The sequence below is a fragment of the Brevibacterium ammoniilyticum genome, from assembly GCF_038429965.1.
Classification (GTDB): Bacteria; Actinomycetota; Actinomycetes; order Actinomycetales; family Brevibacteriaceae; genus Brevibacterium; species Brevibacterium ammoniilyticum.
Genome location: NZ_BAABNP010000009.1, coordinates 161881 through 175948, shown reverse-complemented (window position 1 = coordinate 175948; position 14068 = coordinate 161881). Strand labels below are relative to the sequence as shown.

General features: G+C 62.4%; 13 protein-coding genes. 5 read left to right on the top strand and 8 right to left on the bottom strand.

What is annotated here, in order from left to right:
* Nucleotides 1–21: 21 nt before the first annotated feature.
* From AAHA49_RS12280 to AAHA49_RS12265, 4 genes are all read right to left on the bottom strand, one after another.
* Nucleotides 22–783: an MFS transporter gene (locus AAHA49_RS12280; RefSeq protein ID WP_342038522.1), complete on the bottom strand. Its 762-nt coding sequence runs from the start codon at nucleotides 781–783 to the stop codon at nucleotides 22–24.
* Nucleotides 780–2243, bottom strand: coding sequence for an arabinose isomerase (locus tag AAHA49_RS12275; RefSeq protein WP_342038521.1), 1464 nt, complete (start codon nucleotides 2241–2243; stop codon nucleotides 780–782). The genes AAHA49_RS12280 and AAHA49_RS12275 overlap by 4 nt, the downstream gene beginning before the upstream one ends.
* 62 nt (nucleotides 2244–2305) lie before the next feature.
* Nucleotides 2306–3763, bottom strand: coding sequence for an L-fucose/L-arabinose isomerase family protein (locus AAHA49_RS12270; RefSeq protein WP_342038520.1), 1458 nt, complete (start codon nucleotides 3761–3763; stop codon nucleotides 2306–2308).
* A gap of 181 nt (nucleotides 3764–3944) precedes the next feature.
* Nucleotides 3945–4961, bottom strand: coding sequence for a LacI family DNA-binding transcriptional regulator (locus AAHA49_RS12265; protein ID WP_342038519.1), 1017 nt, complete (start codon nucleotides 4959–4961; stop codon nucleotides 3945–3947).
* 333 nt (nucleotides 4962–5294) lie between these two features.
* Between AAHA49_RS12265 and AAHA49_RS12260 the strand changes: the two genes are divergently transcribed.
* The 4 genes from AAHA49_RS12260 to AAHA49_RS12245 are packed head-to-tail and all read left to right on the top strand — an operon-like array spanning nucleotide 5295 to nucleotide 9636.
* Entirely contained in the window at nucleotides 5295–6575 is a 1281-nt protein-coding gene (locus tag AAHA49_RS12260; protein WP_342038518.1) for an MFS transporter, read from the top strand.
* 1 nt (nucleotide 6576) lies between these two features.
* Nucleotides 6577–6951 carry an L-rhamnose mutarotase gene (locus AAHA49_RS12255; protein ID WP_342038517.1) on the top strand — a complete coding sequence of 125 codons (375 nt, stop codon included), beginning with the start codon at nucleotides 6577–6579 and terminating at the stop codon, nucleotides 6949–6951.
* Nucleotides 6948–8117: an L-rhamnose isomerase gene (rhaI, locus tag AAHA49_RS12250; protein ID WP_342038516.1), complete on the top strand. Its 1170-nt coding sequence runs from the start codon at nucleotides 6948–6950 to the stop codon at nucleotides 8115–8117. Before AAHA49_RS12255 ends, rhaI begins: the two co-directional genes overlap by 4 nt.
* A gap of 40 nt (nucleotides 8118–8157) precedes the next feature.
* The gene (locus AAHA49_RS12245) at nucleotides 8158–9636 is read left to right on the top strand and encodes a rhamnulokinase (RefSeq protein ID WP_342038515.1); all 1479 of its coding nucleotides are present in this window, start codon (nucleotides 8158–8160) and stop codon (nucleotides 9634–9636) included.
* Between the two features lie 185 nt (nucleotides 9637–9821).
* Here the strand turns inward: AAHA49_RS12245 and AAHA49_RS12240 are convergent, their stop codons facing one another.
* From AAHA49_RS12240 to AAHA49_RS12230, 3 genes are all read right to left on the bottom strand, one after another.
* The gene (locus AAHA49_RS12240; protein ID WP_342038514.1) at nucleotides 9822–10127 is read right to left on the bottom strand and encodes a nucleotidyltransferase family protein; all 306 of its coding nucleotides are present in this window, start codon (nucleotides 10125–10127) and stop codon (nucleotides 9822–9824) included.
* Nucleotides 10128–10196: 69 nt separating this feature from the next.
* Nucleotides 10197–11219, bottom strand: a complete 1023-nt coding sequence (locus tag AAHA49_RS12235) for an NADP-dependent oxidoreductase (protein WP_342038513.1) — start codon at nucleotides 11217–11219, stop codon at nucleotides 10197–10199.
* A 15-nt stretch (nucleotides 11220–11234) separates the two neighbouring features.
* A complete protein-coding gene (locus tag AAHA49_RS12230; protein ID WP_342038512.1) occupies nucleotides 11235–12350 on the bottom strand; it encodes a DUF402 domain-containing protein in 1116 nt (371 codons plus the stop codon).
* Nucleotides 12351–12555: 205 nt separating this feature from the next.
* Here AAHA49_RS12230 and AAHA49_RS12225 point away from each other — a divergent pair, with 205 nt between their 5' ends.
* The gene (locus tag AAHA49_RS12225; protein ID WP_342038511.1) at nucleotides 12556–13455 is read left to right on the top strand and encodes an amidohydrolase family protein; all 900 of its coding nucleotides are present in this window, start codon (nucleotides 12556–12558) and stop codon (nucleotides 13453–13455) included.
* Nucleotides 13456–13465: 10 nt separating this feature from the next.
* Here the strand turns inward: AAHA49_RS12225 and AAHA49_RS12220 are convergent, their stop codons facing one another.
* Nucleotides 13466–14011: a DUF421 domain-containing protein gene (locus AAHA49_RS12220; RefSeq protein WP_342038510.1), complete on the bottom strand. Its 546-nt coding sequence runs from the start codon at nucleotides 14009–14011 to the stop codon at nucleotides 13466–13468.
* Between the last annotated feature and the right edge of the window lie 57 nt (nucleotides 14012–14068).

Here is a 14068-nt window from a genome sequence, read left to right as displayed (position 1 = left end):
AGCGCGCGCCGACTACACCCTTCAGGCCGCGATCGCCGCCTGATCCACAAAGAGATCGTCTACGAAACTTGACACAGCCCAACCAAGGTGATCTTCTCCCACCGCGCGAATTGCATTGATTTCGTCGGCTGCCTCATCTGACGATGACCGCACTCGCCCCAGGGCAGTTGCCGCTTGAGAGATCTTCCCATGCAGCACGAGCCAACGGGGGCTTTCCGGAAGCGCAAACATGACGATGAGGAACAAAGCCGCTGGTACTGATGCATATGCAAGCATCTCTCGCCATGCGCCAGACTCGCCGAGAATATGACCAGCGGCATAGGCCAGCAGGGTTCCGACGCAGATCATGAGCTGAAACAGTACTGCCTGGGAACCGCGCACGTGCTTCGGGGCAAGCTCGGCAATATAAGTGGGAATGATCTGGGATGCCCCTCCGACCGGAAGCCCGAGAAGAAACCGGAAAGCAATCAGCCATTCGACGTTTGGCGCCAATCCACAGCCTATGGCAAAGACGATGAATCCGGCTGCCACTACGATCACTGTCCACCTTCGGCCCAATCGCTCGGAGAGCGGACCAGAGAGGATAGCTCCGACGATCGCTCCCAGCAAAGTGATGGATGTGATGATCGACAGCACAATCGGATCGTCACCAAGTCCGAGGTCCGTGCGCAGGAACAGCAGGGCAGAACCGATGATGCCGGTGTCATAACCGTAAAGTAGGCCGCCGAGACTCGCGCCTACGGCAACGAGGACCGAGAATCCCTTGACCTTCGGCGGGTTCACGGCGCAACCTGCCGAAATTCCGCACCGATGATCTCCGCAAGGGCACGAAGATCATTTGCAAGATGCCCTTTGGCCATCGACCAGTGATGCGTCGATCCCGAGGTTGCCCATGTCTCGGTCCATTCGCCCGGGTCACACCCGAAGTCAACACGGGTAGTCGTGTTGCCGATCGTGATATGCGGTCCGTCAACTGCAATTCCCTCTGAGGCGATGAAGCGAAGGCGGCCGTTGCCGAGCTCGGCTAGGGAGAATTGGGTGACCGGTCCTAGATCTACTCCGCACTCGATCGAAGTTCCTCCGCCGCCTTTACCGTGAAACACGTCGAGTTTGCGCAATTGTGCGCTGCCCTCGGTGATTGCGAGGTCAGCCGCATCGTTGTGTCCGAGTTCGACGACCCCTTCATTGAAGTCGAGCGCCTGGCCTTCGGTTAGGGTTCCGCCGCCTCCGAGAGCCGAGGTGACGAGCATCGCTATCGCCGCCCGCAACTCGTACTCCGTCACGGTAGGGATTCCCCGGCTGGTCAGCATCGTCGCACCGATCGGAAAACCTGTAGCCAGCTTTCCATACATGTCTCCGGGCTGGCCGAAATGGAAGTAGGCCAATGTGGATAGGTCCCGCTCCGCAACCAAGCGGTTGAGAGCAGCCGATACTTGCGCCTGAAACCTCACGTTCTCAGTGTCGACGGGTTCGATCATCCGAAAACACTGCCGAATTGCAGATAGGGCCAATTCGATTTCCTGCTCAGCCACTTGCTCGAAAAGAATCCGAAGATCATCGAATTCCATCACTTCGACATGCCCGCCGAGCTGGCCAATGACATTAGTGATGTTTGTAGCAATGTCGTACATTCCTGGGTATAAATGGCCCATCATTCCATGACGGGCCTGACGCAGCGCTCTCAGGACCCGGGCAACGCGAACGTATGTCGCGATTCTTCCCCATGCTCGTTCGTCATCGAGGTGTCCAGCTACCGCGAATACAGGTTTGCCGATCCTCTCAAGCGCAACACCCATTTCCGGTAGACCCGCTGACCCCGCATAGGCCAACCATTCACCGGTACCGAATCGCGCATGGTCCATCGCTGGCCCGGGTTGGAGATTGACGAGAACTATGGGAGTGTCTACATCGCGGAGCAACGACATCATTTGGCCCGACGTCAGGTATGTCGAGACGAGCACAACGAGCAAGTCCAAGTCAGCCGCATTGGCGGCCTTCGCAGCTCGGGCACCCTCGAGAGGATCAGATACCAATCCCAAATCTGTGACTATGGCCCCAAGGTCACTGAGGCGTTCTATAATTTGACCATTTGATCGCATTATCTCTTCGAGCAGCCCATCGAACTGCGGCCAGTAGGCTCCTAATCCCCCGGCCACGACGCCGATTTTCGGCGCCTGAAGCGGCACTCGCTCGAGTGGGGCGGGCGGGGTTTGCAGCGCGTTGGCAGGTAGGGAAAAGCCCATTGGTTCTCTCCTTTGGGATTGATGAACTGAGAAACTCTTTGTGAGAACTTCCTAATCAACGATCAGACCAGACGGAAATCGATTCCAAGCAAAGACGCCGCCGCCCGATAGTCTTTGGTCCGCGAGCCCACAGACAGCGACCAGTGGTGTCCAACTCCGGTGGCTGACCATTCATCGACCCACTCACCTGGATCGCGATTGAAGTCAACCCGACTGGTTGTATTGCCGATTTCAAGCAGAGGACCGGGAACCACAGTCCCTTCCGAGGCAATGAATGACAGAGTGCCGTCCCTGTCCTGTCCGAGTCCCAGGAGCGTCACGGGTCCCTGCTGCACGTCGAATTCGACGCTGACTCCCCAACCGCGCTTGCCGTGGTAGACGCCCAGCCCACGCAGAAGGGGGTCTTTGCTTGAAACGGCAAGGTTCGCGGGTCCGTCGTGCCCCATTTCCACAACGTTGTCGTCGAAGTTAAGGGCCTGAATCTCGCAGAACGACCCCCCGGCACCCACTACCTGAGTCGCCAACTGGGCGACCGTCGTCCGCAGTTCGTACTCTCCGGTGACGGGGATTCCCTGGGCAGTGAGCAACGAGGCACCGAGGATCATACCTGCCCCAAGACGTTCATGGATTTCTCCGCCGAGCCCGCGATGGTAGTAGGCAAGTGTGTCAAGACCGAAATCTTCGACAAGACGGTCAAGGCCTACCGACACTCTCGCACCCCATTCGAAGTCTTCGTCGTTGACGCTCTGATCCAGTGTGAAGACTTCGCGTGCCAGATCCATCCGAGCGGCGACTTCCGTGCTCGACACTCCATCTACACGCACTCGCAGATCGTCGAACTCCAACACTTCGACGTGCGAACCGAAGGTGGCGGGAAGAAGAGTGAGATCTGTCGAGACGTCAAGCATTCCTGGATAGAGGTGCCCCATCAGACCATGCCGCGCATGCCGGACGGCGGCTCTGACATGGGCAGCATTGATCCAACTCTCGATCCGGCGCCACGCAGATTCTTGTTGCAACCATCCCGACACAGATCTGAATTCGATGCCGGCTCGACGAAACACATTGCCGACTTCCGGCACCGGGCATTGCCCGCAGTACGCGAGCCACTGCCCCGTGTCGAAGTTCGCGTGGTCCATCTTTCGCTCTGGCTGCAGGTCGATGATCAAAACGGGCGCTTGAGAACGTTGCGCGATCGGCAACACCATCGATGCTGTGAGATAGGTAGCAAGGAACACTACGACGAGGTCGCAGTCAGCTTGTCGAAGCTTCTCCGCCGCCTTCGCCCCACTTTCGGCGTCGGAAATGAATCCAACGTCAGTCACTTCCGCGTCCATCGCGCTGAATCGCTCGGATACGTACCGGGAAGACGCTTGCAATTGCGGCAGCAGGTCAGGGAACTGAGGCCAGTACGTACCGAGACCTCCTGCAACGAGTCCAATCCGTGGCTTCCTCCGGTGTTTCGGTTCGAGCAGTCCGCTCGGTAACGCGGCTGTGTTCATGCTGGCGTCGTTGCTCATGTCCCAGTGATCCCTTCGCTCCATCGACACTGGTGCAGTTCACAGAATGTGAATTTAATCGATTAAACCCACGGTCAAAAGATCCTGTCAATGGGGCGGGGAGGAAATTTCGAGTCAGCGAGTCCGATACGGCCCGCTCGACCGTGGCACGCGACTCGGGCCTTGCGAGTACTACTTGCCGTTACGGCGCTGAGTCGCGAAGCACCAACTTAGGGTCGAGCAACGTCGACTGGTGACGGTGACCGGAAGGCCTTTCGATCTCATCGAGGAGGACGTCAAATGCGATTCGGCCTAAGACATCTGTCGGCTGCCGAACAGTGGTCAGAGGCGTGATCGCTTCGGACGCGAGCGCGAGGTCACCATACCCAACGACAGCAACGTCACCGGGGCAATGCTTCCCCTTAGCCTCCAGAGCACGAATGCAACCCACAGCAAGCTGGTCGTTGGTTGCGAAGATTCCGGTCACCTCATCAAGATCAATCGCTTCGACAGCGACTCTGCCGGCCTCGATGGTCATTTCATCAAGCTCGATCTCCGTGAGTCGGGAGCTCGAGCTGCCGTGGATTTCCAACGCCTTCCGCGCGCCGCGCGAACGATCAGCACATTGCGGAATGTCACCAGAACCGTTGACCACAAGAATGTTTCCATCCGTTGTCTCCAATAGGTGCCTGACGGCGAGACGCCCACCCTCGACATCGTCGATCATCACCGAACAGCCGTCGTCGACCTGCCAGTGTCGATCGACGAGAACCGGGTGGGCACCGACGAGTCTGAGGTGATTAAGTCGAGTATCGTCTGCGGCCAACGGTACGACGATTGCGCCTGCCGCCCGCTGTTCGGCCAGCACCCGGATGTGTTCCGATTCGACCTCTGGATCATCACCGCTGACGCAGAGCGCCAACACATACTCGTTGCGTCGCGCAGACTCTCCGACTGCCTTTGCGATCGCCGCATAGAACGGGTTGAGAATGTCCGGCACAAGCAAGCCAACCATTCGACCAACACCATTCCGCAATGCAGAAGCAGATCGATTGGGCACGAATTGCAGTTCCGCGATTGCGGCCATGACCTTCGCTCGAGTCTTCGGGGCTACAATCTGCGGCCGGTTGAGCGCATTCGACACGGTCGCAGTCGAGAGCCCAGCGCGCTTGGCTACCGCAGCCAGGCCAAGACTGTCCGCTGCCCGCTTTCCCTGCATACCCGTTCCATTCCCATGTCACCAACACTGACTAGGCCGCCTGCGCATTGGTCGCCCGTTACATCGATGATCCACTCTATCGCCGACGCCCTCGACTCGGGCCTTCGGTCCGATCAGTCCGCCTGTGGATGTCCTTTGTCGTTTGACCGAGAAGTGCATTGCCCAGCTAGCGGACCGGTGGTACGGTTGGATCAACGTTTTTTGAAACGTTTCAATTGACCGGCGAGCGTAGACCAGTTGTGGATCCTCAAGAGCTTGCCGTCACTCATGGGTTAGGAAATCACTATGGGGACAAAGACGTCGTCCAAATGGAAGGCCACGATTGCAGTGGCCATGTCGAATTACATCGAGGCGGGCTCGATCATCGCCATCGCCACGAGCATGAGCCTGTGGCAGACGGTGTTCGGTCTCGACAGCCTGGCAGTCGGGCTGCTCAGCGCACTGAGCGCGAATGCCTTCGGATCGGCAATCGGTGCCGCAATCGGCGGACCGCTCAGTGATCGCTACGGTCGCAAGTTCATCTATACGTACGACCTCATCCTCTACATGATCGGCACGGTGTTCGCGATCTTTGCCGTCAACTTCACCATGCTCCTCATTGGATTCGTGCTCACCGGCATCGCCGTGGGAGCCGGGGTGACTGCCGCGTGGACGTACATCGCTGAGGAGGCACCGGACGGTCGCCGTGCCGGACACGTCGGTGTCGCTCAGCTGGCCTGGTCCATCGGGCCGATGATCGGGTTCCTCCTCGCCGCGATTCTCGAGCCGATGGGCCTCCTGGGATCGAGGATCATCTTCGCTCACCTCTTCGTCATCGCTTTCGTCACCTGGTGGGTGCGACGCGGACTGAGCGAATCCCAGCGATGGAAGCAGAAGAATGCAAACCCGAACAAGATCGGCACCTACCGCGGGATAGCCCAACTCTTCACGAGCAAGAAGAACGTTCTCGCCCTCCTGTTTCTTCTCGGCGTCTACGGGCTGTGGGGAACTGTCGCTGGGCAGGCTGGAATCTTCCAGCCCCGAATCTACGAGGCTACGGGCCTGACAGACGCTCGTTCGCAGTACCTTCTGCAGGTCCTCGTCTGGGGACTCACAAGTGCGGCAACCTTCTGGGGCTTCATGCGCTATGGCGACAAGGTTCCCCGCAAATGGCTCTACTGCTTCGGAGCCGGACTCGGCATCGTCGCGTGGGCCGTCCTCATCTACGGCCCCGCCGGGTGGTTCTCACTGCTCTTCTTCGCTGTGGGTTGGGGAATCTCGTCTGGCCTCGGAGCACAGGCCTTCTATGGACTGTGGACCGCCGAGCTGTTCGCTACCCGGTATCGCGCCTCAGCGCAGGGTGTTCTCTTCATGCTCGCCCGCATCATGGTCGGAGTGCTCTCGCTGTGGTTCCCTCTCATGCTCGAACAGGTCGGCATTCACGGGGTCGGAGTCCTCATCCTCGGCCTGCTCATCGCGGCACTGCTCATCGGCACCATCTGGGCACCGAAGACCCAGGGCAAGACGCTCGAAGAGATCGAGATCGAACGCTACGGCCGACTCCTCGACGCCGGCGCTCCGCAGGCTTCAGGCACCAGTGCCGCCGGCGCATCCCGTCCGATGGCGGAGGGCTGATATGGAACGGGTCTGCTTCCTAATGCGCGTCGAGCCTGAGCAGCTCGACGAGTACATCGCCCGCCACCGAAGTGTCTGGCCTGAGATGCTCGAGGCACTGCGGGACACCGGGTGGCGCAACTACTCGCTCTTTGCCGACGACAGCGGAATGATCATCGGATACCTCGAAACCGAGAATTTCGCCGCCGCCCAAGCGGAGATGGAGCATACCGCCATCAACTCCGCCTGGCAGAAGTCCATGTCACCGCTCTTCGCCGTCGGAGGTTCCTTCGACGACAGCCCGACCCGCCTCACCGAGATCTTCAACCTCGAAGACCAGCTGGCCGCCATCACCACCGACACTGAGCACTCCGAAAGGACGACGACTCGCCCATGAGCACGAAACGCGACTTCGCAGACATCACCGACTCCCTCGCCGCACAGGCGATCGAGCTCCCCTCGTGGGCGTTCGGCAACTCGGGAACCCGGTTCAAAGTCTTCGGCACCCCGGGAACCCCTCGCGACCCGTTCGAGAAGGTCTCCGACGCGGCGAAGGTCAACGAACTCACCGGCCTCGCCCCGCAGGTCGCCCTCCACATTCCGTGGGATCGCAGCGACTTCGTGGCCTTGGCCGCCCACGCCGCCGACCTCGGCGTGCGAATCGGAACCATCAACTCAAACACCTTTCAGGACGACGACTACAAGCTCGGCGCGCTCACCCACGCGGACGAACGCATCCGGAACAAGGCGATCGCACACCATCTCGAATGCATCGACGTCATGGATGAGACCGGCTCCCGAGATCTCAAGATCTGGCTCGCCGACGGCTCGAACTATCCCGGCCAAGCCGATATGCGCGGGCGTCAGGACCGCCTTCACGACTCGCTGTCGACGATCTACGACCGCCTCGGCGAAGATCAGCGGCTTGTGCTCGAGTACAAGTTCTTCGAGCCAGCCTTCTACCACACCGATGTTCCCGACTGGGGAACGAGCTATGCGCAGGTCAGCGCGCTCGGGGACAAGGCCATGGTCTGTCTCGACACCGGGCATCATGCGCCCGGGACGAACATCGAGTTCATCGTCATGCAGCTGCTGCGGCTGGGCAAGCTCGGTTCGTTCGACTTCAACTCCCGGTTCTACGCCGACGATGACCTCATGGTCGGCGCGGCCGATCCGTTCCAGCTGTTCCGAATCCTCTACGAGGTCGTGCGCGGCGGAGGACTGAACAATCCTGAGGTGGCATTCATGCTCGATCAGTGCCACAACGTGGAGAACAAAATCGAAGGTCAGATCCGGTCCGTACTCAACGTACAGGAGATGACAGCCCGCGCACTCCTCGTTGACAAGGAGGCACTGGCGGCCGCACAGAGCGCCGGCGACGTCATCGGTGCCAACGACGTCTTCATGGATGCCTTTTACCGCGATGTGCGCCCCGAACTCGCCGAGTGGCGGGAGTCCCACGGACTGCCTGCGAACCCGGTCAGAGCGTTCCGGGAATCGGGGTACCTGGAGAAGATCGAAACCGAACGCGTCGGTGGAACTCAGGCCGGCTGGGGCGCGTGATGACGCCACTGCTGTCGATCAGCCACGGCTGTACTGAGCGATGACTACCACGGATTCACCACTGACCCTGGCGGCAGTCGATCTCGGCGCGACGAGCGGACGGGTCATCCTCGGTGGCGTGGCTGACGGAGTGCTGCGAATGAGGCACATCGCCCGATTCCCTAATGCGCCGCTGAACCTCACCGAGAGCCAGTCCGGAGCACAGGTCGTGCCGACTGAAGGTCTGTACTGGAATATCCAGTCACTGTTCGCAGCGCTCACGGAGGGCCTGCGCGAAGCCGCGGCCGCCGCGCCGGGGCTGCGCAGCATCGGGATCGACTCATGGGCAGTCGACTACGGGTTGCTCCGCGGCGGCCGGCTTATGGGGCTGCCCCATCACTATCGCGACGGGAGGTCCTCTCGCGGAGTCGAACTCGTGCACGCGCGGATCGACTCAGCCGAATTGTTCAATCGCAACGGACTGCAGCATCTCGATTTCAACACCGTCTTCCAACTGGCGGCGGAGGAGGAGACGGGCTTCCTCGGACTGGCAGACCGCATTCTGCTCATCCCAGACCTCATCGCGTACTGGCTCACAGGTCAGGAACGATCTGAGGTGACGAACGCGTCGACGACGGGACTCTTGTCGGTCTCCGATCGTCAGTGGGATCCGGTTGTGCTCTCACGCACCGAAATACCGCCTGAGGTTCTGACTGCCCTCGTGTCTCCCGGCGATCGCGTCGGATACCTCACCGAGCCAGTCGCCCAGCGACTCGGCATCTCCCACGCTGTCGAGGTCACTGCGGTGGGGAGCCACGACACAGCTTCGGCTGTGGCAGCTGTGCCCTTCGAGGGATCCCACGGCGCATTCATTTCGAGCGGCACGTGGTCGCTGGTCGGGCTGGAGCTCGACTCTGCAGTCCTCTCTGAGGACGCCCGCAAGGCGAATTTCACAAACGAAGGCGGAGTTGACGGCACGGTGCGGTTCCTCAAAAACGTATCCGGCCTGTGGCTGCTCACTGAGTCGATGCGGCAGTGGCAGCGCGACGCCACCGATGCCGAGCGGAGCGCAGACCTGCAGTCGCTGCTTGCCGAGGCGGCCGCTGTCACCGGTCCGATTCCGATCTTCGATCCCAGCGACGATCGGTTCATCCCGCCAGGAGACATGCCCCAGCGCATCGTGGACTGGTTCAGCGAACGCGGAATCGTGCCCCCACGTGGCCGCCCTGAGGTCGTCCGCAGCATTCTCGAATCACTGGCCGATGCCTACTCGACGACGATTGAACTTGCTGAAGAGCTCACCAACAGGCGCGTCGACACAATCCACATCGTTGGCGGGGGCTCGCAGAACACCCTCCTGTGCGAACTCACCGCGAAGCGGTCGGGAAAGCGCGTTCTCGCAGGCCCGATCGAAGCGACGGCAATCGGAAATCTTCTCGTCCAAGCACGTGCCGTGGGGGATGTGGACTCTCGTGCGACCCTCAACGACCTGCGAGCGATCGTCGCGCGGTCGTTCGCTGTAACAGAATATGCGCCGTAAGATCCGACTGTCTGATCGTCGGCCGAGAACCGTAGCGTTCGTACCGTGATACTGAATTCCTGCCCCAGCTTGAAGAGATATCTGCGCAGGTCTATTGAGCAACAGCGGCATGTACGAACCCGCGGACGGCACTTAGCCATGACCTCGATCCCGCCGAGGTATTCGCCCACTTCGCGTGATGCGGTTCAGGCCGCATAGACATCCTGTGCGCTGCCGAGGACGGTGTTCCTGAAGTACGGATTGCGCAACGTCCGACCGACCACCAGGTCGACGTCCCGTCCGAAGAGCGCCGAAAGATCTTCGAGCAATCCGGAGTAGTCATCGAACATGTTCTCGCGCCCGGGCAGGAAGTCCACGATGAAGTCGATGTCGCTCGACGCGGAATCGAATCGATCGGTCAGCACCGATCCGAAGATGCGCAGGCGCACCACCCCGTGATTCGCACAGATCCGGGCGACCGCATCAGAGTCGAACGTGATTGCCGGGTTCATGGTGCCAGTCTCCCCTTCGGAGCCGTCGGAGTACAGATTCCCCGCTGATCCTCGGCCGCGGCCCCGCCCCTACTCCTGAGCGCCCACCGCGACGACCATCTTGCCGAAGTTCCCGCCGGTGAGCAGCTCGTTGAAGTACTCGGGCGCCCGGTCGAGTCCGGTGCGGATGTCCTCGCGGTAGCGGATCTTCCCCTCCTGGATCCACGTGCTCATATCGTCCATGAACTTCTCGCCGAGGCGGTCGACGAACTCGGTCTGGATGAACCCGCGGACCGTGAGCGAACGGCGCAGGATCGTGCTCATGAGCAGTCCCGTGCGATCGGGACCCGGCGGCAGCTCGGTGAGGTTGTAGCTCGAGACGAGACCGCACACCGGGACGCGGGCGAACGTGTTGAGCAGGGGCAGGACGGCTTCGAAGACCTTCCCACCGACGTTCTCGAAGTACACGTCAATGCCTTGTGGGACCGCCTCGGCGAGGTCTTCCTTGAACGTCGGGGAGCGGTGATCGAGGACGATGTCGAAGCCGAGCTCCTTGAGGTGGTTGACCTTCGCAGGCCCGCCCGCGATGCCGACGCTCGTCGCCCCGACGATGTTCGCGATCTGCCCGACGACCGAGCCCACGGGACCCGACGCCGCAGCCACCGCCACGGTCTCCCCGGGCTTGGGCATGCCGATCTCGAGCAGGCCGGCATACGCGGTGAACCCGGGCATGCCGAGGACGCCGAGCGCTGTGGACACGGGAGCGATCTCGGGGTCGACGCGGCGCAGCTGGGACGCGTACTCGATCGAGTACTCCTGCCAGCCGCCATAGCCGAGCACGATGTCACCGGGGTCGAAGTCCGCCGAGTTCGATTCGATCACCTCGGAGACGGTCGCCCCGACCATGACCTCGCCGATCTCGACAGGTTTCGCATACGATTTCGCGTCCGACATGCGTCCGCGCATGTAGGGGTCGAGGGAGAGGTAGAGCGTGCGCAGCAGGACTTGGCCCTCGCCTGGGGCCTCGAGCGGCACCTCGTCGAAGAGGAAGTTCTCCGCGGTCGGTGCGCCCACGGGACGGGAGTTCAAGCGGATGCGGTGGTTCGTCGTCATGACGGCGGTGTCCTTTCAGCGACTGTCCGGTCTGGTATAGCAACCCGCGGGGATGCGTCGATGTTCCCGCTGACCAGCAGAGATCTCATTCGCTGAGGCGGCCGCACCGTTTCCATAGGCCCGATCGTCTGGGTCGACCCGATCGTCTGGGGCGATGACGGCGGGGTCAGCTGCCTCGATGCTCGCTGGTCCGAGGAGAAGCGACTCACTTGGAGATTCCGGCCCGAGTCCGGCGCGTTCCGCCTCGAATCCTGCGGGCCCCTCCCCGAATCCCGCGAGCTCGAGCGCGAGGCTCTCCCACTTCGGGTCGAAGGCCCACCGGAACTCCTCGAGCCGGTCGAGGACGAGTGCACCGTTGGTCCGAACGATGTCCGACCACTCACGCGGCCAGTACCCGTACTCGCCGGCCGCCGTGATCTCGTGGACGTCCTTGAAGACAGCGCCCCGGCTGCTCAGGCTGCCGTCGACGGCGTGGAGCGGCTCTTCGGGCACGGGAAACGTGATGTCGAGGATGAGATCGGAGGTGTAGACCGCCTCGGCGGTGCGACAATGAACGGTCTCGAGATTGATGTACCACTCGACCGTCACCGGCGATTCGCCGCGTCCCGGATCGGAATGGCGTTCAGTGTCGGCCGAACGGTCCGCGTCGGCGGAGGCGTCGGCGGAACGGCCAGCGTCGGCAGGACGGCCCGCGTCGCCGGAATGGTCACGGTCGGCGGAACGATCGGTCGCCTCGGCGGGTTTGACGAGCACCCACACGGAGAACGGCGCATGCGGCGGGGCGATCTTGAGGACGCCGTGCCCCTGCCACACTGCTGGCACTTCGTAGCGGTGGGGCGCCTCGGCGCGAGGACGGAAACGAACGTCGAGGGGCACGTCGTGAGCGTTGAAGCCCTCCCAGCCGACGAGGCGGGTGTCGGTGACCGCGGTGCCGCCGGGCATCCACAGCACGGCACCTAAGGGACCGTCCTCGATGACGCGCATCGGTCGGCGCACCTCGACGTGGTCGATGTCGAAGTCGAAACGCCTGTACGTCCAGGTCACAGCCGCTCCCGGGGACCAGAACGGTGCCTCGCCGAGGCGGCCGGCGCCGGGCGGGACGGTGAGCTCGAACGGATCGGTGAACTCCATGTCCGCAGTCTAGGGTTGCCGACTGCGCACACACTGAGGGTCGGCTCCGGGTCGCCTCAGACAGTTCGTCGGGAAGTCCGTTCGCCGGTCCGCCGGGCAGTCGGTCCGCCGTGCAGTCGGTTTGCCGGGCAGTCGGCTCGTCGGGGACGGTGTCCGCCCCGCGTCGGTTCCTGCCCGTGTCCGTACCGATGGGTAGGGTGGGGTCATGATCGCTCCTCCCCGCACCGATGCGGAGATCCCCGGCTACGTCGAGGCGCTCGGGCTGCCCGGTCTCGCCGACATCCATGTGCACTTCCTCCCGCAGAACGTCCTCAACAAGGTGTGGTCGTACTTCGACGACGCCGAGGTGCACTACGGCAGGGCGTGGCCCATCCACTACCGCGACGACACGGAGACTCGCCTGCAGACCCTGCGCGACTTCGGCCTCCGGGCGATCCCGGCGCTGACGTATCCGCACAGGCCCGGGATGGCGGCGTGGCTCAACAATTGGAACCGCGAGTTCGCCGCCGAGCACCCCGATGTCGTCCACTGCGCGACGCTCTACGCCGAACCCGAATCGGCGGACTATGTGACCGGCGCCCTCGAGGCGGGTGCCCGGCTGTTCAAGGTCCACGTCCAGGTCGGCGGGTTCGCTCCCGACGATCGGGTCCTCGACCGTGCGTGGGCGGCGCTGTCGGAGGCGCAGGTGCCCATCGTCATCCATGCCGGTTCCAAACCGCTGCCGGGCGCCTTCACCGGCCCGGAGGCGATCACGCGCGTGCTCGAGCGCTTCCCCGCCCTCAACTTCATCATCGCCCACATGGGCATGCCCGAGTACGACGAGTTCGCCGACCTCGCCGAGGCGTACAGCGGAGTCCACCTCGACACGACGATGTACGTCTCCGGGTTCTTCTCCCATCCCGCCGAGGTGACCCCCGCCTTCCGCGAGCGACTGGTCACCCTGCAGGACAAGGTCGTCCTCGGCTCCGACTTCCCGAACATCCCCTACCCATACGCCGATCAGATCGCGGGCCTGGCCGCGCTCGGACTCGGCGACGACTGGATGCGCTCGGTCCTGTGGGACAACGGGGCGAGGCTGCTCGGGCTCGGGAACGGCAAGGACTGAGAGGAGGTGGTCACCTGACGTCGTCGCGGGGCACCCGGTCGGCGCCGATGACGCCGTGGAGGAGCGCCTCGTCGATCGGGGCACCGTGCCTGATGACGCTGATCTGTCCGGTCGGCTCGAGGATGACGCATGCGACTTCGCTCATAGCTCGGATGCCGGACATCCGCAGCTTCGAGATGATCTCGACACGGTCGACGTGCGCGCGGGCCATGGTGTCGGCGAGGAATTCGCCGTCGGCGACGAGCACGATCGCGGGGCTGTTAACGATGCCCTCGATGCGGGCGTTGCGCCGTGCTCGGCCGGTCACCGCTTGGAGGACGAGCAGGGTTCCCACTGCGAGGACGCCTGCGACCAAGGTGGGTGTGTTGCCGAGGATGGACCGGCCGACGATCGCGCCGAGCGCGATGATCCCCGCCAGATCGAAGCTTGAGAGGCTCGTGAGCGTCCGCTGCCCGAAGAGCCTGACCACGACGATGATCCCGAAGTAGAACACGGCGCACGAGATGACGATGCGCAGCGCATCGAATCCGTCGAGCCCGAAGTCGTACCATTCCATGCAGGCCACCTCCCGGAGGCGATCCTACTCGGTGGGAACCGGCGACCAGGTGGTTGT

Bases quoted from the DNA above. Each gene is read 5' to 3' on its own strand.
- AAHA49_RS12275 (WP_342038521.1), bottom strand. From the start codon at position 2,243: ATGGGCTTTTCCCTACCTGCCAACGCGCTGCAAACCCCGCCCGCCCCA.
- AAHA49_RS12270 (WP_342038520.1), bottom strand. From the start codon at position 3,763: ATGAGCAACGACGCCAGCATGAACACAGCCGCGTTACCGAGCGGACTG.
- AAHA49_RS12265 (WP_342038519.1), bottom strand. From the start codon at position 4,961: ATGCAGGGAAAGCGGGCAGCGGACAGTCTTGGCCTGGCTGCGGTAGCC.
- AAHA49_RS12260 (WP_342038518.1), top strand. From the start codon at position 5,295: ATGTCGAATTACATCGAGGCGGGCTCGATCATCGCCATCGCCACGAGC.
- AAHA49_RS12255 (WP_342038517.1), top strand. From the start codon at position 6,577: ATGGAACGGGTCTGCTTCCTAATGCGCGTCGAGCCTGAGCAGCTCGAC.
- rhaI (WP_342038516.1), top strand. From the start codon at position 6,948: ATGAGCACGAAACGCGACTTCGCAGACATCACCGACTCCCTCGCCGCA.
- AAHA49_RS12245 (WP_342038515.1), top strand. From the start codon at position 8,158: ATGACTACCACGGATTCACCACTGACCCTGGCGGCAGTCGATCTCGGC.
- AAHA49_RS12240 (WP_342038514.1), bottom strand. From the start codon at position 10,127: ATGAACCCGGCAATCACGTTCGACTCTGATGCGGTCGCCCGGATCTGT.
- AAHA49_RS12235 (WP_342038513.1), bottom strand. From the start codon at position 11,219: ATGACGACGAACCACCGCATCCGCTTGAACTCCCGTCCCGTGGGCGCA.
- AAHA49_RS12230 (WP_342038512.1), bottom strand. From the start codon at position 12,350: ATGGAGTTCACCGATCCGTTCGAGCTCACCGTCCCGCCCGGCGCCGGC.
- AAHA49_RS12225 (WP_342038511.1), top strand. From the start codon at position 12,556: ATGATCGCTCCTCCCCGCACCGATGCGGAGATCCCCGGCTACGTCGAG.
- AAHA49_RS12220 (WP_342038510.1), bottom strand. From the start codon at position 14,011: ATGGAATGGTACGACTTCGGGCTCGACGGATTCGATGCGCTGCGCATC.